The following is a 20051-nucleotide window of genomic DNA, read 5'->3' as shown; positions in this document are numbered from 1 at the left end:
AGGTGCGACGATCTGCAACCGAACATCTGTATCTGTGGATGGTCAACCCCAGAAGGACTGAATCAATGGACGAAGACATCCCATGCACATTGCTGACATGACCATGTTTTACGCCCCTGCAAGCGGCGGCGTGCGCACGTACCTGGATGCCAAACACCGCCGCCTCGCGCTTTACCCAGGCGTGCGACACAGCCTGCTGATCCCGGGCCCGCAAAGCAGTCATGAAGACGGCGTGTACCGGGTTCCGGCACCGCCCGTACCGTTTGGCAACGGCTATCGTTTTCCACTGCGCGTGGGTCCCTGGCGAGAGGCCCTGCGAAGTCTGCGGCCAGACCTCATTGAAGTCGGCGATCCTTATCTTACCGCCTGGGCTGCACTGGATGCCCGACGCCAACTGGACGTGCCAGTGATTGGCTTTTACCACTCCGACTTGCCGCTGCTGGTGAGCAACCGGATTGGCACCTGGCTGGGGGCCAATGTCGAGAATTACGTCAGCAAGCTCTACGGCAATTTTGACCGAGTGCTGGCGCCGAGCGCGGCGATGGCGGACAAGCTGATCCGCCTGGGTGTGAAGAATGTTAATGTGCAGCCGTTGGGGGTTGATCTGCAGACGTTCCATCCCTCCCGGCGAGATCCTGGTCTCAAGGCCGAGCTGGGCATGCCGGATGAAACCCACCTGCTTATCTTTGCGGGCCGAGGTTCGAAAGAGAAAAACCTGACCGTTCTGCTTGACTGCATGAAGGCGCTGGGCGCGGGTTATCACCTGTTGCTGGTAGGCTCCCATATGCCGACCGGCGTGCCGGCCAACGTCACGGTTGTGGATAAATTTCGTCCTGCTGCCGAAGTCGCGCGCCTATTGGCGAGTGCCGATGCGCTGGTACATGCCGGGGATCAGGAAACCTTCGGTCTGGTGGTGATTGAAGCCATGGCCAGCGGGATTCCGGTGGTGGCGGTCGATGCCGGGGCCTTCCGCGAAATCGTCCCCGAGCACTGCGGCCTGCTGTGCAAACCCAATCAACCACCGGCCATGGCGGCAGCGGTGCGTCAGCTGTTTGCCGAGAACGCCCCATTCCGAGGCGAAGAGGCGCGGCGTCATGTCGAGGCACATTATGCGTGGGACGCCGTGGTCGCCGGCTTGCTCGGTCATTACCAGGCAGTACTCGGCGCCCGTCAGCCGGTCTATGCCCATGGCTGAGATTCCCGCAATCACGCAGCGCAGCCTGTTACTGGTGCTCCACGACGTGGCCCCGCAAACCTGGCCGGATTATCGACCCTTCGTTGAGGCAGTCGACAAGCTAGGGAACATTCCCATCACCTGGCTGGTGGTGCCGAATTTCCACAAGCACGATCCGATCGACGCCAACCCGGATTTCCAGCGGTTGATGCACGACCGCCTCGCACGGGGCGATGAACTGGCGCTGCACGGTTATTACCATTGCGACGACAGCCCTGCCCCGCGCACGCCCCATGAGTTTTTCATGCGGCGCATTTACACCTGGGAGGGCGAGTTCTACACCCTAGACGAGCATCAGGCGATGCAACGGCTGGAAGCAGGCATGGAGGTGTTCCGGCGCAACGACTGGCCACTTCACGGATTCGTCGCTCCCGCCTGGCTGATGAGCGAAGGCACGCGCAATGCCCTGCGAAAATTGCCGTTGGACTACACAAGTGATGCCCAACACTTGTATCGTCTGCCGGACTTTTCCGAGATCGATGCGCCCGGGATCGTCTGGAGCGCTCGCAGCGCCTGGCGCCGGGGCGTATCGAAAATCGTCAGCAACCACCGTGAGGCTCAATTGCATAACGCCGCAACCATCCGTCTGGGGCTGCACCCCGTAGACATGCGCCACGACTTTTCCCGCCGTTACTGGCTGCAAGCCCTTGAGCGCTTGTTGAACGACGGCCGTACGCCGATGAGCAAATTTGCCTGGTTACAGGGCCTGAATGCCGCCAGGTCTGCGGCGTGAGGCGACTTGGCTGGCTCGCAGCAGCACTGATACTCGCCCTGCTGATTCCGTTCTTCATGGGCGGCGCAGACATGTTTCACCGCCTGCGCAACTTCCCGGTGACACTCTTGATCGGCATGTTCGTCATGGTGTTGGTGGGCTGGTGCATGAACACGATGCGCCTGCGCCTGTTGCTCGGCGACGCCGCCAGCGGCATCGGCATGCGCAAAAGTCTCGCTGTGGTGATGGCCACGGAATTTGCCTACTGCGCCACGCCCGGGGGCAGCGGCGCGCCCTTGACGCTGGTCGCACTGCTCTCGCGCAGCGGTATTGGTCCGGCGAAAAGCACAGCGGCCTTTGCCACTGACCAACTGATGGATCTGGTGTTTTTTCTCCTCGCGCTGATCGGCATCCTGATCTACGCGGTGTTCCACCAGCTCAGCGAAAACCTTGAATGGATGCTCATTGCCAGCGCCCTGCTGATCGGCGCCGGACTTTGTGCCTGTGCCGGTTTCGCGCGGTATCACCGACGCATCATTCTGTTCAACGGTCGGGTGCTCAAGCGCCTGAAACGCAAGAACACCACGCGTATTCGCTGGGCGCGCAAGCTGCTGCATTTCCGCGACGCGCTGGCTGAAACCTGGAAAATGCCCCACCGCATTCTGCTGCAGGTGTTTGCGCTGACCTGCGTGCACTGGAGTCTGCGTTACAGCGTGCTGTACCTGGCGCTGCAAGGGTTGGGCGTGAATATCGATTGGGCGTGGACGTTTCTGGTGCAGATGCTGTCGCTGAGCGCCGGGCAGTTCAGCCTGTCGCCGGGCGGTGCGGGAGCGGCGGAGTTGACGTCGGCGGCCTTGTTGGCGCCGATGGTGGGCAAGTCGACGGCAGCGGCGGCGATCCTCATCTGGCGGATCGTCACCTATTACTTCTATCTGGTCGCGGGCGGTCCGGTGTTTCTGTTGATGGTCGGGCGCCCCCTTTTGAACAAGTTACTGCGGATCAAGACGGTCTGATTCGTCTTCCTGTCTGGCAGACGTCAGTTCTTTCCATAACGCTTGAGCCCCCTCGAAGTCCGTGCCGTCTTCCGGCGACAGTGCGTCGACGTCGTAACGGCTCAGGCATCCCTCGCCAAGGGTCGGCGGGGCTTTGGATGTGGCTTTGTCGAGGGGGTCGGTCATGGTGATTCCGCCTGTCGTGCCGGAGAAGCTGCACTGTTCGCAAACAATCGAGTTGCAGTAAGCCGCTGAACTTAAGCGGCTCACCCAAACCGCTTAATCACTGCTTAATCAAAGACCACTGTCTTGTTGTCATGCACCAGCACGCGGTCTTCCAGGTGTGCGCGCAGGCCGCGAGCGAGCACCATCTTCTCCACGTCGCGACCGAAACGCACCATGTTTTCGATGCTGTCGCGATGGCTGACGCGCACCACGTCCTGCTCGATGATCGGACCGGCGTCCAGTTCTTCGGTGACGTAGTGGCAAGTAGCGCCGATCAGTTTCACGCCACGCAGCGACGCCTGGTGGTACGGCTTGGCGCCGACAAACGAAGGCAGGAAGCTGTGGTGAATGTTGATGACCTGGTGCGCGTATTCCCGGCACAGTTGCGGCGGCAGGATCTGCATGTAACGCGCCAGCACAACAACGTCGGCTTCGTGGTGTTTGACCAGACGCGAGACTTCGGCGAACGCCGGCTCTTTGTCTTTCGGATCAACCGGCACGTAGTAATAAGGAATGTTGTGCCACTCGACCATACTGCGCAGGTCCTGGTGGTTGGAAATCACGCAGGCGATTTCACAGTCCAGTTCGTCGCTGTGCCAGCGGTGCAACAGGTCGGCCAGACAATGGGACTCTCGGCTTGCCATGAGCACGACGCGCTTTTTCTGCGCGGAGTCGGTAATGCGCCAGTCCATCGAAAACTCTTCGGCGATGGGCGCAAAAGCTGCACGGAAACCTTCGAGGTCGAAAGGCAGGGTATCGGCACGCATTTCATGACGCATGAAAAACCAGCCGCTGAGATTGTCAGAGTGATGGCTCGCTTCGGTAATCCAGCCGTTGTACGAGGCCAGAAAGTTACTGACCTTGGCAACGATACCGACACGGTCCGGGCAAGCAATCACCAGACGAAAAGTGCGCATGTGAAAAACTCCAGAACTTCGCAAAGGCCGCCATTCTAGCGATTACCTGACGACTGTGCAGTACCCGTATGCCGCTGATTTCAGGCGGCAAAAAAGCGCACCCTTCGGGGATAAATGCATGAGTGCCGTACCGGTTCATCGGCGACGGAAATTCGACGCCAGACACTTCGCTGAAAACAGCAAGGTCATTGGCGTTCTATAACGCTACATGTGTATCTAAATCGAGGGTATGTCAGCGGCTATTTCAAAATGCTACGGATAAAACTTTTCTTAAATGTTTACTTGCGCAAACACTCTGATTATTATGCGCCCATCGCATCATGCCCATCACAACATAGGTATCCCCCATGTCACTGATCAACGAATACCGCGCAACAGAAGAAGCCATCAAAGAACTGCAAGCCCGCCTGCAAAATCTGCAACAAGACGACAAACTGCAGAAAGAACTTGAGTTCGAAGGCAAACTGCGCACGTTGATGGGCGAATATCAGAAATCCCTGCGCGACATCATCGCGCTGCTGGATCCAGACTCCAAAATGAAGGCTCCACGTGGCGCTGTTGTGAAGCCGGTCGGCACCAAACGCGCTCGCAAGGTCAAGCAATACAAAAACCCGCACAACGGTGAAATCATCGAAACCAAAGGCGGCAACCACAAGACGCTGAAAGAGTGGAAAGCCAAGTGGGGCGGCGACGAGGTTGAAGGCTGGGCAACTCTGCTGGGCTAATTGCCGGTTTTAGAGTCAGCCGTCGCGCAGAGATGTTCGACTCAAAAAGACGCCAGCCATGCTGGCGTTTTTTATTGCCTGCCATTTACCCCTATGCGCTTAAAGTCCCAGACGCTGTTTCAACACCAGCGAGTATTCCTGCCACTGGGCGAGCACTTTGAGTTGCTCGGGCGTGGCCTTCAGCGAGAGTTCGACCAGCGCACGGCTGAATGCCTTGAGCGTATTGGGGGCGCCGGCCTGAGGATCGCTCAGGCGCAACTGACAAAACGCCAACCAGCGCTGTTGCTCTGCAACGCTCAGGGTTTCGGCAAAGTTGCGGGCGCGGTAGCGGAATAACAATTCAGGCAATCGGGGATCATCGAACGGCCAGCCATCGGTAGCCAGTTGCTGGGGCTCGGCAATGCGCACCTGCTCGCAGAGACGACGATCCCGATCATTGATAAAGCCGTCGTACAACTGCTGTTCCGGATCCTCACTGACAGCGAAGTTGTCGTTGGCATAGACGCTTTTCAACTTGTCCTGCCAGATCGTCTGCCCTTCATTCAAGGCGGCCACGCGCGTTTTATAAACACTCATGTCCAGTTGCAGACGCTGACGGTCCTCCTCGCGAAGCACGCTCAGCGGGGCAATCACCGGACATTTATTAACATGCAGCAATTTCAGCGGAACCGGTAACTGGCCTTCGAGCAGATCTTCGCGGCGAGTATATAGACGCTGACGCAAGGTCTCGCCGTCTTCGTCCAGCAACGGGCTGTGGTCATGGAACAGGTCACAGACAATCAATGCATTTCGGTTCACCGGATGCCAAGCCAGCGGAAGTACGACGCTCACATAACTTCGCGCTGCGGAAAAACGACCCGATATATGCACAAGTGGCTGCATCAATCGAATCTGATCCTGCACCTTGTGCTTGAAGCGCAAGCCAAAAAGATAGTCGTAAAGTTTGGGTTGCTTATCGCGGAGCAGACGCGCCAACGCGATGGTTGCGCGGACATCGGAGAGCGCGTCGTGAGCATGGCCATGATCGATCCCGTTGGCCGCCGTCAGCCGCTCAAGTTTCAGCGTGACCCGGCCCTCTTCTTCCGGCCAGACAATGCCCTCCGGACGCAGCGCATACGCCGTGCGCACCACATCAATCAAATCCCAGCGGCTGTTGCCGCCCTGCCACTCGCGTGCGTAGGGATCGAAAAAGTTGCGATAAAGACTGTAGCGGGTCATCTCATCGTCGAAACGCAACGTGTTGTAACCCGCGCTGCAGGTGCCGGGCAGAGACATCTCCGCGTGCAGTCGGGTCATGAAGTCTGCTTCACACAAGCCTTTTTCCGCGAGCCGGTCAGGCGTGATGCCTGTTACCAGGCATGCCGCCGGATGGGGCAGGATGTCATCGCTGGGCTGGCAATACAGGTTGATCGGCTCGCCGATCTCGTTGAGCTGATCGTCCGTACGAATGCCCGCCACTTGCAGCGGCCGGTCGTTGCGTGGATTGATCCCGGTGGTTTCGTAGTCGTACCAGAAGATGCTGGAAGTCACGGGCTGATCCTGAACAAAAGACCGGGCGAGTTTAACAGATGCCCCCCCGCGCCTGACGCCAGCGAATACACACCGCGGCCCGGGATACGGCGACACAGTTTGTGCGAAAGTGGCGGCTGTCGAAGGCCAGTAAGTTGTAACAGGCTCTTTCCCACACATTGTCCAGAATCATCCCGTTGCTTAGCCACTCCGGCGTGGCTAGCATCAAACCTCTTCCAACGGCGTACCTTCCTCTATGTCCCTTTCCCATGCAGAGCCAGGATTTACTGCACCGCTTGCCCTGCTGGACACTCGTGTTCGCATGGAAACGCCCGAGGGCATAGACCTCATCCTGCGCCCTGCCGGGTTACTGTCCCGGTCAATTGCTTTCGCCATTGATCTGATGATTCGCGGCGCGCTACTGGGTGCGCTGTTTTTCGTGCTGGGAACACTGGGCGACTTCGGCACCGGGCTGTTCATGCTCGCGCTGTTTATCGGGACCTGGGGCTATATGGTGCTCTTCGAAGTGCTGCATCAAGGGCGCACTCCGGGCAAACAGATCATGGGGCTGCGGGTCATTCACGATGACGGCACCCCGATTGGCTGGTCGGCTTCAGTGCTGCGCAACCTGCTGCGCTTCGTCGACATGCTGCCCTTCGGCTATTGCGTCGGCGCGTTTACCTGTTTGCAGCATCCGCTGTTCAAACGCCTTGGGGATCTGGCGGCGGGCACGCTGGTCATCTATCGGGACGTGCCCCCGCAACGGCCGCCACTGGCTGAAGCCACCGCGAGGATTCCGCCGCTGCCCCTCTTGCTGGAGGAACAGCGCGCCATACAAGCCTTTGCCGAGCGGCAAGGCACACTTTCTTCGGCGAGGGCTCAAGAGCTTGCTGCCATCGTCACGCAGCCTTTGCAGTTGTCCAGCTCGCGAGATCCTCACTACCCGGTCCAGCAATTGAATGGCATAGCCCGCAGCCTGGCCGGCTCGTCATGAAGCAAAGCCTGTTCGAACAACGCCATGCAGAAGACTGGCAGCGTTTTGCAACACGCCTTGAGGCGCTGGAAGCGAGTCGCCGCAAAAGCGGGTCCGGTGCCGGCTTCAGCCGCGAATACCGTCAGATCTGCCAACAGCTTGCGCTGGCAATCGACCGTGGCTACGCCAGTCATCTGGTCGAGCAACTGCAGCAGCTTGCGATGCGTGGGCACCAGCAGTTGTATCGCCACCGAAGCCAGTTTAGTGCGCAGTTGCTGAGCTTTGTGCTGGCGGACTTCCCACGTCTGGTGCGTGCCGAATGGCGATGGGTCGCCCTCGCCGGCCTGCTGTTTTTTGGCAGCCTGACGCTCATGGCGCTGCTGGTCTACGGCTATCCGGATCTGGTCTACAGCGTCGTCAGCCCCGCCGATGTCGCCGGAATGCACGCCATGTACGAGCCCGCCGCACGGCGTATCGGGCAAACGGCCGAACGCGCGTCGAGCACTGACTGGCTGATGTTCGGTTACTACGTCATGCACAACGTCGGCATTGCTTTCCAGACCTTTGCCAGTGGCCTGCTGTTAGGCGTCGGCAGTCTGTTTTTTCTGTTTTTCAACGGACTGATGATTGGCGCGGTCGCGGGCCATCTCACCGACGCGGGCATGGGCACAACCTTCTGGCCGTTCGTGGTTGGACACAGCGCCTTCGAACTGACCGGCATCATGCTGGCGGGTGCAGCGGGGCTGAAACTCGGATGGGCACTGGTCGCTCCCGGCCGACTGCGCCGAGGCGAGGCACTGCGCCGCGCTGCACGGATCAGCGTGCGACTGATTGGCGGGGTCATGCTGTTCCTCCTCATCGCGGCATTCATTGAAGCGTACTGGTCGTCGATGAGCTGGCCGCCCGCGGCAGCCAAATATGGGGTGGGCGCTTCTTTGTGGTTGCTGGTCGGCGCCTACCTGACTCTTGCCGGACGCACGCCCCATGCGCCTGACTGACGCCAGCGTTGTCATACGCCCACGCACGCCGTGGGAGGCCCTCGACCTGGGCGTTCTCCTGGCGCAACGGCACCGCGCCTTGCTGATGACCAGCTGGGCCATCGTCACCTTGCCGATCTTCGCGCTGCTGACCCTGCTGCTGTGGGATTACCCGTCAGTGGCAGTCCTCGTGTTCTGGTGGCTCAAGCCAGCCTACGAGCGGCTGCCGCTGCTGATTCTGTCCCAAGCGCTGTTCGGCCCGGCACCGTCACTCAGGCAGGCGCTGAAAAGCTTTCCGTCGGCACTCAAGCCGCAGTTGCTCGCGAGCCTGACCTGGCGGCGTCTGAGCCTCAGCCGCAGTTTCTATCAGCCGGTGCAGCAACTGGAGGGACTAGACGGGTTGTCCCGGGCGCAGCGCATTACCGTGCTTGGCCAGAAGGATTCCCGGGCGGCGCGTCTGCTGACCGCGCTGGGCAGTACGCTCGAAATGACCTTCTGGATCGGCCTGATGGTGCTGTTCTACGCCATGATTCCCCCGCAGATCGAAGCGGACTGGTCATGGCGCAGCCTGCTGGACATCGAGGGTGAGTGGGACTGGCTGGAGCATTTGACCAACGGGTTTTATGCCCTAGTGCTGATCGTATGGGGCCCGGTTTATGTGTCCTGCGGATTTGCGCTGTACCTCAATCGCCGGACCACGCTGGAGGCGTGGGACATCGAGCTGGGTTTCCGCAAGCTGCGTCAGCGTGTTCTGGGCAGCGCACTGGCGGTGTTGCTGGGCGGGATCCTTGTGCTGACGTTGCTGCCGTCCGCCGTCATGGCAGAGTCTGCGGCAAACCAGTGGACGGCAGATCGGTCAATGGCGGACGAAATCCCCAGCGAGTCGGGCAATAGCTGCCCGCTGCCGCCGCTGGGCAACCCGCAGACCGACGAAGACGTTGCACCACCCGATTCACCTCGCCTGCTCAATCAGCCGCTGACCAGCCAGGCGTCGCAGAACGCCATCCATGCCGTGCTTGAACAACCGCCGTTCAAAAATCCCAAACCGGTGTCCGGATGGCGCATCGCCCAGCCCGCTGACGATGCCAAGCATGATGCCAAGTCAGCCGAGACACCGAACTGGCTGGCGCGACTGGTCGTCGGCGCGCTCAACGTAGGCAAGACCCTGTCGGCGGTATTCGGCGCGCTGCTGTGGACGCTGCTTGGCCTAACGGTCGCGTGGGTGATCTGGCGCTATCGGACCTGGTTCGCCACCTTCGTCGGCAAAAGCCCCCGCAAGGCGACGGCTCCACGAGACATCCCTCACCAACTCTTTGGCCTGCAGGTCCGCGCTGAAACCCTGCCGACGGATGTCGCCGATGCAGCGGAAAGACTCTGGCAACAGTCACCGCGCGAGGCATTGAGCCTTCTTTATCGCGCACTGCTGAGCCGCCTGTTGACCGATTACCAACTGCCGCTGAAAAGCGCCGACACCGAGGGCCAGATACTGGCGCGCATCGCCGAGCTCAAGCAGCCATCCCTTGATGACTTCAGCCATGAACTGACGCGCCACTGGCAGAACCTCGCCTACGGTCACCAAGTGCCGCCGGATCAGGCGCGACACACGCTGTGTTCAGGCTGGCGGAAGTTGTTCGCGCCGGGGGCAGGCGCATGAGCCGGCGCTGGATCATCGGGCTGGTCGCCGCGCTGATGCTGGTGAGCCTCGTCATCGCCAGTATGCCCGCGCTGAAGCGGCTCGAGCGTTATCAGGAAACCGTCGACCAGGGGCCTTCGCCTGAAGCGCTGGCCAACCCTTACCTCGCCGCGCAGACGTTCCTGCGTCAGCGAAACATTCAGGTGAAAACGGTTGAAACGCTCACCACTCTCCCTGACATCCGCGACCAGCCGCAAACGCTCATGCTGCTGGATTTCCGCGAAAGGATGACGCCGTCGGAGGTCAAGCGCTTGCTGGCCTGGACCCGATCAGGCGGCCGTCTTCTCTTTGTCGCCGAACAGCTGTGGGACCGGACCAAGGGAAGCAGCGGCGACCTGTTGCTGGATCAACTGCAGATTCACCAATTCCTCACCCAAGACCTGCAAGAGCAGGACCGCGAACGCCAGCGCGAGCAACTCAAGCCGGTCATCCCGCTGAGCACGCCGGACATTCAAGGCCCGGAAACGCCGTGGCCCGAGCTGACCAGGCTGTTCGTGCAAAACGAAAGCGACCCGGCCTACATGAGCTTTGACCCGGCCTTCCATCTGGATGATCCCGAGGACCATGCACAGTCATGGGCCAACAGCGCTGACGCCACGCACCTGCTGCAAATGGTGTACGGCTCTGGATTAATCACGGTTGTCACCGACGCCGACCTGTGGAAAACGCAGGCCATCGGCGAATACGATAATGCCTGGCTACTCTGGTATCTGAGCCAGGACAGCACCGTCACGATGGTGCTGCGTACTGAACACGACAACCTGTTCGGGCTGCTCTGGCAATACTTCCCCCAGGCGCTGCTCGCCCTGACGCTGTGCCTCGTTGCCACGCTGTGGCATGCAGGCATGCGCCATGGCCCCATGTTGCCGATCTTTGCGCGCGGCCGTCGTCAGCTCAGCGAACACCTGCGTGCAAGCGCCGACTTCATGCTCCGCCGCGAAGGCCAGCACGCCGCGTTGCGCGCCTTGCAGCAAGACATCCTGCGTCGCGCCCGGCAACGGCATCCCGGCTTTGAGACCCTGGCGGTCACCGAACAATGGCAAACGCTGGCGCGCATGACGCGTCAGTCCACCAGCCACATCGGCCAGGCGTTGCGTCCGCGGCCGGAGCAGCGCTTGTCCAGCAGCGAATTCACCCGTCAGGTTGCGTACCTGCAAGCCCTCAGGAATGCGTTGAATGCGTAAGCGGACAATCCGCAGCGTCATATCGCTGCGCTGGCGAGTGGTAATACCGAATCAGTCTTCGGCTGCGCCCAGAACTTTGTCGACATAGTTCTCGACGAACCAATCGGGCAAGTTCTCGAACCGGAATTCGAAATCGGTGCCGTCGGTGACTTCTGCAAGCAAGACAGCCTCGGCCTCCGAGTTATCGAAAATGTAAGCACGATGGGTCGCCTCGACTGCGGCAGGAAGTAAATCAAGGGAGCCCTTGTAGCGCTTGCGGATTTTGTCTTCGGGTACGTTGTGCCCACCCTCCGCAACCCGGTTGGCTACCCGTTGAATATTGATGTCCACAGAGTCGGTGGAAACGTAATAGAGGTATGTGCGATAGCCCTTGCGCTGCGCCAGCTCCAGAAACTCGACTTTGTCAGGGCTGGACATCACCGTTTCAAAGGTGAAATTTTCGCCAAGCTCCAGTAACTGATGTCGAATAAAATCGGCAATTGCCGAGGCGAAATAGGAATCCATGGGTACGCGCGTGAAATCAATGCGGTCGCCATCCAGACCGATCAACTTCGCCTGTACCTGCCTGTTGAATCTGACGAGCAGCGAATGCTGGTCGATAAATGAATGCAATATTTGGGGCGTGGTGTGAATTTTGTAGATGGAGAGGTCCAGAAAGCCGGTCGCTTTGACATCGTGTTCGATGTCATCGGCGTTCACGTAGATACCAATGAGGTTCGCCGGAACAAAGCCTTTCATCGTGGATTTGCCGCTGCCATTAGGCCCCGCCCAGCAGCGCGCCCTAGGCACTGGCTTTCAGCCGGCGAACCTTGTGCACCTTGCCTAACAGGACCTTGGTACGAGGCTTGGCTGGGGCGATCACCCGCACCGAGCCGTCAGCTTTGGCTTCAACCATATTGGAGCCCTGGATGCGGTACACAGTCAGCCCCGACGACAGCGCCCGGTAGTATGCCGAGAGGGTCGCGCTTGCAGCCAATACAGGGATTTTGTCCTCAAGGTTCAGCATGTCTTCTTCAGACAGTTTTTTTACGTCGACCTCAGCCATGATGTTCTCCGGCATTCAGTTTCATTCGGTAAGCAGCTTCGTCGGGATTCTAGCCCAACTGGGGCCACCAATCTTGACTGTGATGTGTCACAGGATCCGACTGGGTCCTCTCAGGGTTCTCGACATACACTCAAGATCGGACACATATGGATTCGGCTTTTTCCTATCAAACCTCGACGCACCACCGCCTCTGACCTTTGAGGCTCGATACATTCGCATGATGCGGCGAGCCAGGCAGCTCGTTCAGCGGTGCATTGGCAAAATCCCCGAAGTCAAATCAGGTAAGCACTCGATTTATGGACGATAAAACGGACTTGAACATTAGCAAAACGCCCGAGCATGCGAGCGATCAACCGACCGAGCCAAGCCACGCGTCTAATCACCTCCCCATCTCTGAAACCGTAGCCGTGGACCACAAACACACCGAGCCGGCCACCGCTTCGGGCAGCCATCCGGCTCAGCAGCGCCAGCGCGCGATTCATCTGGCCCAAGCGGTGCGGCATGAGTTGCAAAAAGCAGTCATCGGCCAGGACGCCGTCATCGATGATGTGCTGACCGCGCTGATTGGCGGCGGTCATGTGTTGCTCGAAGGCGTGCCCGGTCTGGGCAAGACGCTGCTGGTGCGGGCGCTGGCCCGGTGTTTCGGCGGCGAGTTTGCGCGCATTCAGTTCACCCCTGATCTGATGCCCAGCGACGTGACCGGCCATGCCGTGTACGACATGCAGAGCGAGCAGTTCAAGCTGCGCAAAGGGCCGCTGTTCACCCATCTGCTGCTCGCGGACGAGATCAACCGCGCCCCAGCCAAGACCCAGGCCGCGCTGCTTGAGGCGATGCAGGAACGTCAGGTCACACTGGAAGGCCGCGCGCTGCCGGTGCCGCAACCCTTCATGGTGCTGGCGACGCAGAACCCGATCGAGCAGGAAGGCACTTACCCGCTGCCCGAAGCCGAGCTCGACCGCTTCATGCTCAAGGTCCGCATGGATTATCCCCAGGCCGATCAGGAGCTGGAGATGGTCCGCCAGGTCACCCGCTCGACGCGCTCCGACATGCTCGATGTCCAGCCCCTTCGCACCTTGATGCAGGCAAAAGATGTGCTGGCGCTGCAACGCATCGCCGGCGATCTGCCGGTGGATGAACAGGTCCTCGATTACGCCGTGCGGCTGGCTCGCACCACTCGCACGTGGCCGGGCCTGACACTCGGCGCAGGGCCGCGGGCGTCCATCGCACTGATTCGGGGAGCGCGCGCACGGGCGCTGTTGCGTGGCGGCGAGTTCGTCGTACCTGACGACGTCAAAGGCTGCGCGCTGGCGGTGCTGCGTCATCGAGCGAGGCTAGCGCCGGAGCTGGACATCGAAGGCTTGTCAGTGGATCACGTGCTCAAGCAATTGCTGGATCAGGTGGCGGCGCCGCGTCGATGAAGCAACTGCTCAAGCCGTCGACACGCATGCTCTGGTGGCTGGCCGTCCTCCTCGGCGTCTCGGTGCTGCTCGGCATTCTGCAGGCATTGGGCCGCGGCCCGGCTGCCCGGCTGGACGGCTTTTTCTGGACCCTGCTGTGTGTGATGACTGCCGTCGCTGCGTTGGATGCCGCGTGGCTGTGGCGTCTGCCCTCCCCTCGGGCCAAGCGGCACCTGGCCGGCAGCCTGGGGATGGGACGCTGGAGCGAGGTGCGGGTCGAGCTGGAACACGATTCACCTCGCGCGCTTTCCTTAACCCTTTTTGATCATGGGCCTTCGGAGCCGGATGCCCGCTACGAAACCGAGAATCTGCCCCAGGACGTCGTGCTGCGTTCACAGCGCACCGCCCAGCTGACCTATCGGCTGCGTCCGGCCAGTCGCGGGGATTTCACCTTCGAACGGACCGAGATCCTTATCCGCAGCCCGCTGCGCCTGTGGTCATCCCGACGTTATGTGCCCACCCATGACGCTGTCCGGGTGTACCCGGATTTCGCCCGTTTGCACAACGGGCAATTGCTGGGCGTCGAGAACTGGCTCAGGCAGATCGGCATCCGCCAACAGCCGCGCCGGGGGCTGGGCCGGGAATTTCATCAGCTGCGCGAATTTCGTGAAGGCGACAGCCTGCGTCAGATCGACTGGAAGGCCACGGCCCGGCATCGCGCGCCCATTGCGCGGGAATATCAGGATGAGCGCGATCAGCAAATCCTGTTCATGCTCGACTGCGGCAGACGCATGCGCAGCCAGGACGGGGAGCTGACGCACTTCGACCATGGGCTGAACGCCTGCCTGCTGCTGAGCTACGTGGCGTTGCGTCAGGGCGACGCGGTCGGTCTTTCAACCTTCGCGGGCGAACAGGACCGGCATCTGCCCCCCGTCAAAGGCGCCGGCCAGCTGAACGTGCTGTTGAATCACCTCTACAACGTCAACGCGACCCAGCGCCCCGCCGATTACGCGGTAGCCATGCGAAATACCCTCGCGCGGCAGAAACGCCGGGCGTTGGTGGTGTTGATCACCAACTTGCGGGACGAGGATGACGAGCAGCTACTGGAAGCGGTCAAACAGCTGAGTCGACATCATCGCGTGCTGATCGCCAGTTTGCGCGAGGCCGTGCTCGACGATCTGCGTCAAGCACCGGTGCAGACCTGGCAAGAGGCCGTGGACTACTGCGGGACGGTCGATCTGCTCAACGCACGCAGCGGGCTGCATGAGCGTTTGGTCGCCCATGGCATCCCGGTGCTGGATGTGCGCCCCAGTGAGTTGGGGCCGGAGTTGGTCAGCCGATACATGAGCTGGAAAAAGGCCGGGGCTTTGTAGGACACCTGCCTTCAGGCGGAAGCCTCCAGCGGATAGAAACTGAAGTAGTGCTGCAAGGCCTGAATGAGGACAAAGTATTCCGCCGGCGCCGCTTGCAGGCGGAAGCCGGAATCGAACACGCGTGGGGTCTCGTCTTCATGACACCACAGGCAGCTGGCGTCGATATCGATGTTGTACAGGCCGTTCTTGCCGTCGGGCACCTTCAGGCGCAGCTGAAAATCAGCCCCCACCAGAATGGGCAGATCGCTGATCAGCATCAGGCCTTGCTCAGACACGTTACCCAGGCAACCCAACGGTTTATCGGTATACCGGTTGAACACTTGCAGGTAGTAAGGCAGTTGGTGACGTTCGATTCGTCTTTCATTAAGCATTCGGACACTCGCCCTGAGATGACCATTGAGCATGGCCGCGCTAGTGCTTTGGGATTCGGTTGCACGGAACTGCCAGACCCGTGACGCCAGAATCCATCAGTTGAAAAACCGATGACGACATCTGACTCATTCGGCACTGGCAAAAGTCACTGATCCGAGCGGCCGATCAGCGATAACCCCGCTTATCACCCTGCTTTCGGATCAGTGGCGCTGCCGCCTTCGTCAAAACACTTAGGTCCCTACTCATCGCAGCCTAGCTCAGGTTTTCGCGATATCCACCCGAAAACGCGACCGTATATCCAGTCGGGTGTAACTAGCGTGAAGCAGCACGCGGTGTGGCAGGCGGCGCGAGGTTGTCATGCCCCAGCTGGTGCAGGGTGTCCAGACGGGCCTTGGCGCGGAACGCGTACTCGCTTTCCGGGAACTGGGTGATGATGTACTGGTAGGTCTGCACGGCATCCATGTAGAACTTCTGGCGTTCCAGGCACTGGCCACGCAACATCGACACTTCGGGCTGGACATAGCGACGCGAACGGCTCTCGCGATCGACTTTCGACAGGTTGTACATCACCGCGTCACAGTCGCCCTGTGCGTAGGCGCGGTTGGCGTTGTTCAAATGGCTGTTCATTGCCCAGCGGGTGCAGCCACCCAAGGCAAGCAGCGCCACTAATATCATCACGATTCGCATGAGAGTCTCCTGTGCTCAGCCCTTGTATCGGCGTATTCCGGGATTTCTTCAAGGTCGATTTGACGGCCGCCGACCTGCCGATTGCCCAGCGATCCGGGGGGCAGGTAGTGCAAAGGAACAATGACTACAGAGCAATACAGTAGTAGCCTCTCGCTGCGCTTCATTTAAGGAGTTTGTGCATGACCGTTCGCCGCACCAAAATCGTAGCCACACTGGGCCCTGCCAGTAATTCGCCAGAAGTCATCGAGAAGCTGATTCTCGCTGGCCTGGACGTCGCCCGCCTGAACTTCTCCCACGGCACGCCCGACGAGCACAAGGCTCGCGCGAAGCTGATCCGCGACATCGCCGCCAAGAACGGCCGGTTCGTCGCGTTGCTGGGTGACCTTCAAGGCCCGAAAATCCGCATCGCCAAATTCGTCAACACGAAGATCGAGCTGAAGGTAGGTGACAAGTTCATCTTCTCCACCAGCCATCCTCTGACCGACGGCAACCAGGACATCGTCGGTATCGATTACCCCGATCTGGTCAAGGACTGCGGCGTCGGCGACGAGCTGCTGCTGGACGATGGACGCGTGGTCATGCGCGTTGACACGCAAACCGCCGACGCACTGCATTGCACCGTGACCATCGGCGGCCCGCTGTCGGATCACAAAGGCATCAACCGTCGCGGCGGCGGTCTCACGGCTCCGGCGCTGACCGAGAAAGACAAGCAGGACATCAAGCTCGCTGCCGAAATGGACCTGGATTACCTGGCCGTTTCGTTCCCGCGGGATGCGGCCGACATGGAATACGCACGCAAGCTGCGTGACGAATCCGGCGGCACGGCCTGGCTGGTGGCGAAGATCGAACGCGCCGAAGCGGTTGCCGACGACGAAACCCTCGATGCGCTGATCCGCGCCAGTGACGCGGTCATGGTTGCCCGTGGCGACCTGGGCGTGGAAATCGGCGACGCGGAGCTTGTGGGCGTCCAGAAGAAAATCATCCTGCACGCACGTCGCCACAACAAGGCGGTGATCGTTGCCACGCAGATGATGGAATCGATGATTTCCAGCCCGATGCCAACCCGCGCTGAAGTGTCCGACGTGGCCAACGCCGTGCTCGACTACACCGACGCCGTGATGCTGTCCGCTGAAAGTGCCGCCGGCTCCTATCCGGTCGAAGCCGTGGAGGCAATGGCGCGTATTTGCGTCGGTGCCGAGCGTCATCCGACCGGCAAGACCTCCAGCCACCGCGTCGGTCACTCATTCACCCGTTGTGACGAGAGCATCGCGCTGGCCGCCATGTACACCGCCAACCACTTCCCTGGCGTGAAAGCGATCATCGCGTTGACCGAAAGCGGCTATACCCCGCTGATCATGTCGCGCATTCGCTCCTCGGTGCCGATCTACGCGTTCTCCCCGCACCGCGGCACCCAGGCGCGCGCGGCGATGTTCCGTGGCGTTTACACCATTCCGTTCGACCCGGCGGCACTGCCGGCCGGTCAGGTCAGCCAGTCGGCTGTGGACGAACTGGTCAAGCGCGGTCTGGTCGAGCAAGGCGACTGGGTCATCCTGACCAAGGGCGACAGCTACCACACCATCGGCGGCACCAACGGCATGAAGATCCTGCACGTCGGCGACCCAATGGTTTAAGCGACACCGCCACACTAAAAAGCCCCGCCTCGTGAGAGTGCGGGGCTTTTTTATGTCTTTGAACCCATGGACTGTCAGCCCTTCTCCACAAATACGTCCGCCAGTAACTGACCACGGGGCAATCCGGCAATGAACAACCGCTTCGAGAACGCCTCGACGCTGGCAGGCGACCCGCACACCAGCGCAATGGTCTGACGAGACGTCACGCGCAACCCACTCAGCACGGCCGAGAAGTCCGCCAGCTCGATCGACTCCACGTGCAGGTTCGGATGCTGGATCGCCAGCTCGCCGAGAGCCTCCGCCAGATAATGCTCTTGAGGCTCGCGCGCCAGATGTATCAGGCGAATTTCACCCTGATGGCCCTGCCGCAACGCCTCGCGCAGCACAGCCCAGAGCGGGGCCAGTCCGGTGCCTGCGGCCAGCAGCCACAACGGCCGGTCCTGCCAGTCGGGGTCGTAGCGCAGCGCACCGCCCTGGAGTTCGCCGAGGCGGATCGGATCGCCCGGTTGCAGCGTGCGGGCGACATCAGCGAAAGCGCCCGGACGCTGGCAGTCGATGTGAAATTCCAGAAAGGGATCGTGCCCCTGCACGCTCGCCAACGAATAAGGACGCGCCACGCCGCTCGCAGTCCACAGCACCAGGTGCTGGCCGACGCGGTAGCGCAACGGGCGTTCGGGGTTCAGTCGCAGGCGCAACACCGACGGGCTCAGCCAGTCAGCTCCCACGACTGTCGACGGCAAGCCATCGCGCAAGGGGTCGAAGATTTCAACGGTCAGGTCGCTCGTCACCCGGCACTGGCACGACAGCCGCCAGCCTTGGGCGCGCTTGTCGGCATCCAGCGCATCGGGCGCGGCATCCGCCGGATCGCCACTGACGCAACGGACCATGCACGCGTGGCAACTGCCGGCGCGGCAGCTGTAGGGGACGGACAATCCGGCGTCGTTGAGGGCATCCAGCAAATTGGCCGCAGGCGCCACCGACCATTGCCGGCCGCCCACTCGCAACTCAGGCATCGGCATAATCCCAGGCGCCGTGGCAGCGGTTGCGGCCCTGGTGCTTGGCGCGATACAGCGACTGATCGGCCCGTTGCAGCGCCCGGTCCATGTGATCGCCGCGCTCGATAACCGTCATGCCGATCGACAGGCTCAGGTCCAACTCAGGGAACTCGGGCAGCGTGACATGGGTGAAAGCGAGCCGGATGCGCTCACAGCAGTCGACCAGTTGCGCACGGGTGCAGCGCGGGATCAGCAAGACGAATTCTTCACCGCCATAGCGCGCGAGAATGTCATCGGAGCGCAGGCACTGGGCCGCGGTTTTGCCGAACATCTGCAGCACCCGGTCACCCGCGGCGTGCCCATGGATATCGTTGACCCGCTTGAAGTGATCGAGGTCGATGAGCGCCAGTCCGGCAGTGTAATTGCCGTCCATGTGTTCGAGTTCGCGGGTGGCGATACGCAGGAAGTGACGGCGGTTACAGAGGTTGGTCAGCTCGTCGGTGGACGCCAGTTCTTCGAGCTGCAGCATCATGCCGCGCAGGGTTTCCTGATGCGCCTGCAAGGTGATGCGGCGCTGATGCATGCGGTTGCGCGAGTTCTGCACGAAGCGCGCGAACAGGCACAGCCAGGAAAAAACGATGAACAACGCGCAGGTCTGAATCGCCGCCAGCCCCGGATCGGCCAGGCGCCCGCGACTGGCGTCCCACAGGTTGATCCCGGCGAATCCCAGCAAGGCAAACAAGGCGCACCGCGCGAAGATACTGGGCCGCAGGTGAAACAATCCGAACATCAGCACCAGCACGTAAATGATCAGAAAGGTGCCGCGGGAGGCTTCCATATGGCTGATGAGAAACGTCTGCCAGGCCAGCCCAAGGAGCACCTGAAACTCGGTCAGGCTGGGGTCTTTGAAGCGTCGGTTGTAGCCACCGAAAAACACCAGGCTCAAGGCGGCCTGACAGAAAAGCACCAGCACACTGGTGCACCAGATCCCGAAGAAGGTGGCTTGATAGTAGCCGGTAAAATACGCCATCCATACGAGCATCAGCCCCAGCACATAGGTGCCGGTAGCGAGCGCGAAACGTTTCAGCAGCAAACGCTGGATAGTTTGGGCAGTCACTCGTTGACTCATCATGGGTATTAAGGGTCCGTCCCGTACCGGCAAGATGACCTGTGACACTTTTCAGGCACCAGATCAAAACCTTCCTGCGCCATGCGCGGTAATGCAGGCAGCTTGCCACTGTAGTGCTTGCGTAAAAAAATGACTATTCAAATCCCTGTCTTTCCGGACAGCCGTAGCAATCTGTTTCATGCATGATTCAGTGCGGGCGCCGTACGGCGTTTTCGACGACGGTTTGGCCTTTGGCGGATGTACCTTAATCGACCTCGGGTTATACTGCCGCGCCTTTTTTA

20 protein-coding genes are annotated in these 20051 nt (G+C 60.6%); 11 read left to right on the top strand and 9 right to left on the bottom strand.

The features are described from left to right. Positions 1-82 precede the first annotated feature (82 nt). From QMX88_RS02680 to QMX88_RS02670, 3 genes are read left to right on the top strand one after another with little or no spacing between them, the layout of a single operon-like run. Positions 83-1195 (top strand): glycosyltransferase family 4 protein, encoded by a 1113-nt coding sequence (locus QMX88_RS02680; RefSeq protein WP_282366027.1) that lies wholly within the window; start codon positions 83-85, stop codon positions 1193-1195. Then, the gene (locus tag QMX88_RS02675; protein WP_442969425.1) at positions 1188-1967 is read left to right on the top strand and encodes a DUF2334 domain-containing protein; all 780 of its coding nucleotides are present in this window, start codon (positions 1188-1190) and stop codon (positions 1965-1967) included. Before QMX88_RS02680 ends, QMX88_RS02675 begins: the two co-directional genes overlap by 8 nt. Continuing rightward, positions 1964-2959, top strand: a complete 996-nt coding sequence (locus tag QMX88_RS02670) for a lysylphosphatidylglycerol synthase transmembrane domain-containing protein (protein ID WP_282366025.1) — start codon at positions 1964-1966, stop codon at positions 2957-2959. The genes QMX88_RS02675 and QMX88_RS02670 overlap by 4 nt, the downstream gene beginning before the upstream one ends. Here the strand turns inward: QMX88_RS02670 and QMX88_RS02665 are convergent. Both QMX88_RS02665 and purU read right to left on the bottom strand, forming a co-directional pair. Continuing rightward, positions 2936-3124 carry a hypothetical protein gene (locus QMX88_RS02665; RefSeq protein ID WP_282366023.1) on the bottom strand — a complete coding sequence of 63 codons (189 nt, stop codon included), beginning with the start codon at positions 3122-3124 and terminating at the stop codon, positions 2936-2938. The genes QMX88_RS02670 and QMX88_RS02665 overlap by 24 nt on opposite strands. Positions 3125-3228: 104 nt before the next feature. Then, the gene (gene purU / locus QMX88_RS02660; protein ID WP_282366021.1) at positions 3229-4080 is read right to left on the bottom strand and encodes a formyltetrahydrofolate deformylase; all 852 of its coding nucleotides are present in this window, start codon (positions 4078-4080) and stop codon (positions 3229-3231) included. A gap of 347 nt (positions 4081-4427) precedes the next feature. On the opposite strand from purU, the gene mvaT reads away from it, so the two are divergent. Further along, the gene (mvaT, locus tag QMX88_RS02655) at positions 4428-4805 is read left to right on the top strand and encodes a histone-like nucleoid-structuring protein MvaT (protein ID WP_192171704.1); all 378 of its coding nucleotides are present in this window, start codon (positions 4428-4430) and stop codon (positions 4803-4805) included. Between the two features lie 99 nt (positions 4806-4904). Here the strand turns inward: mvaT and sbcB are convergent, their stop codons facing one another. Further along, positions 4905-6335: an exodeoxyribonuclease I gene (sbcB, locus tag QMX88_RS02650; protein ID WP_282366018.1), complete on the bottom strand. Its 1431-nt coding sequence runs from the start codon at positions 6333-6335 to the stop codon at positions 4905-4907. Positions 6336-6570: 235 nt separating this feature from the next. On the opposite strand from sbcB, the gene QMX88_RS02645 reads away from it, so the two are divergent. The 4 genes from QMX88_RS02645 to QMX88_RS02630 are packed head-to-tail and all read left to right on the top strand — an operon-like array spanning position 6571 to position 11141. After that, positions 6571-7308 carry an RDD family protein gene (locus tag QMX88_RS02645; RefSeq protein WP_282366016.1) on the top strand — a complete coding sequence of 246 codons (738 nt, stop codon included), beginning with the start codon at positions 6571-6573 and terminating at the stop codon, positions 7306-7308. Next, complete coding sequence (locus QMX88_RS02640; protein ID WP_282366014.1) at positions 7305-8285, top strand: stage II sporulation protein M; 981 nt, start codon at positions 7305-7307, stop codon at positions 8283-8285. Before QMX88_RS02645 ends, QMX88_RS02640 begins: the two co-directional genes overlap by 4 nt. Beyond that, entirely contained in the window at positions 8272-9918 is a 1647-nt protein-coding gene (locus QMX88_RS02635; protein ID WP_282366012.1) for a DUF4129 domain-containing protein, read from the top strand. The genes QMX88_RS02640 and QMX88_RS02635 overlap by 14 nt, the downstream gene beginning before the upstream one ends. Further along, positions 9915-11141, top strand: a complete 1227-nt coding sequence (locus QMX88_RS02630) for a DUF4350 domain-containing protein (protein WP_282366010.1) — start codon at positions 9915-9917, stop codon at positions 11139-11141. The genes QMX88_RS02635 and QMX88_RS02630 overlap by 4 nt, the downstream gene beginning before the upstream one ends. Before the next feature lie 51 nt (positions 11142-11192). On the opposite strand, the gene QMX88_RS02625 is transcribed toward QMX88_RS02630, so the two are convergent. Together QMX88_RS02625 and QMX88_RS02620 are read right to left on the bottom strand one after the other, a co-directional pair. Continuing rightward, positions 11193-11879: a zeta toxin family protein gene (locus tag QMX88_RS02625; RefSeq protein WP_192171710.1), complete on the bottom strand. Its 687-nt coding sequence runs from the start codon at positions 11877-11879 to the stop codon at positions 11193-11195. Positions 11880-11922: 43 nt separating this feature from the next. Then, entirely contained in the window at positions 11923-12186 is a 264-nt protein-coding gene (locus QMX88_RS02620; protein ID WP_192171711.1) for a hypothetical protein, read from the bottom strand. Between the two features lie 296 nt (positions 12187-12482). On the opposite strand from QMX88_RS02620, the gene QMX88_RS02615 reads away from it, so the two are divergent. Together QMX88_RS02615 and QMX88_RS02610 are read left to right on the top strand one after the other, a co-directional pair. After that, positions 12483-13604, top strand: coding sequence for an AAA family ATPase (locus QMX88_RS02615; protein WP_282366002.1), 1122 nt, complete (start codon positions 12483-12485; stop codon positions 13602-13604). Further along, the gene (locus QMX88_RS02610) at positions 13601-14956 is read left to right on the top strand and encodes a DUF58 domain-containing protein (protein WP_282366000.1); all 1356 of its coding nucleotides are present in this window, start codon (positions 13601-13603) and stop codon (positions 14954-14956) included. The genes QMX88_RS02615 and QMX88_RS02610 overlap by 4 nt, the downstream gene beginning before the upstream one ends. An 11-nt stretch (positions 14957-14967) precedes the next feature. Here QMX88_RS02610 and QMX88_RS02605 read toward each other — a convergent pair whose 3' ends face one another. Then, positions 14968-15327 carry a PilZ domain-containing protein gene (locus QMX88_RS02605; RefSeq protein WP_192171714.1) on the bottom strand — a complete coding sequence of 120 codons (360 nt, stop codon included), beginning with the start codon at positions 15325-15327 and terminating at the stop codon, positions 14968-14970. A gap of 313 nt (positions 15328-15640) precedes the next feature. Continuing rightward, complete coding sequence (locus QMX88_RS02600; protein ID WP_074884629.1) at positions 15641-16015, bottom strand: tetratricopeptide repeat protein; 375 nt, start codon at positions 16013-16015, stop codon at positions 15641-15643. A gap of 179 nt (positions 16016-16194) precedes the next feature. On the opposite strand from QMX88_RS02600, the gene pyk reads away from it, so the two are divergent. Next, positions 16195-17646 carry a pyruvate kinase gene (pyk, locus tag QMX88_RS02595; protein WP_282365990.1) on the top strand — a complete coding sequence of 484 codons (1452 nt, stop codon included), beginning with the start codon at positions 16195-16197 and terminating at the stop codon, positions 17644-17646. A gap of 74 nt (positions 17647-17720) precedes the next feature. Here pyk and QMX88_RS02590 read toward each other — a convergent pair whose 3' ends face one another. Both QMX88_RS02590 and QMX88_RS02585 read right to left on the bottom strand, forming a co-directional pair. Next, positions 17721-18659, bottom strand: a complete 939-nt coding sequence (locus QMX88_RS02590) for an iron-sulfur-binding ferredoxin reductase (protein WP_282365988.1) — start codon at positions 18657-18659, stop codon at positions 17721-17723. Then, on the bottom strand, positions 18652-19758 hold the full coding sequence (locus QMX88_RS02585) for a GGDEF domain-containing protein (RefSeq protein WP_192171717.1): 1107 nt from the start codon (positions 19756-19758) through the stop codon (positions 18652-18654). The genes QMX88_RS02590 and QMX88_RS02585 overlap by 8 nt, the downstream gene beginning before the upstream one ends. Positions 19759-20051: the final 293 nt, after the last annotated feature.

Source organism: Pseudomonas sp. PS02290, assembly GCF_029960075.1.
Taxonomy (GTDB): Bacteria; Pseudomonadota; Gammaproteobacteria; order Pseudomonadales; family Pseudomonadaceae; genus Aquipseudomonas.
The sequence above is the reverse complement of the archived record's forward strand: the minus strand, read 5'-3'. Positions and strand labels throughout refer to the sequence as shown.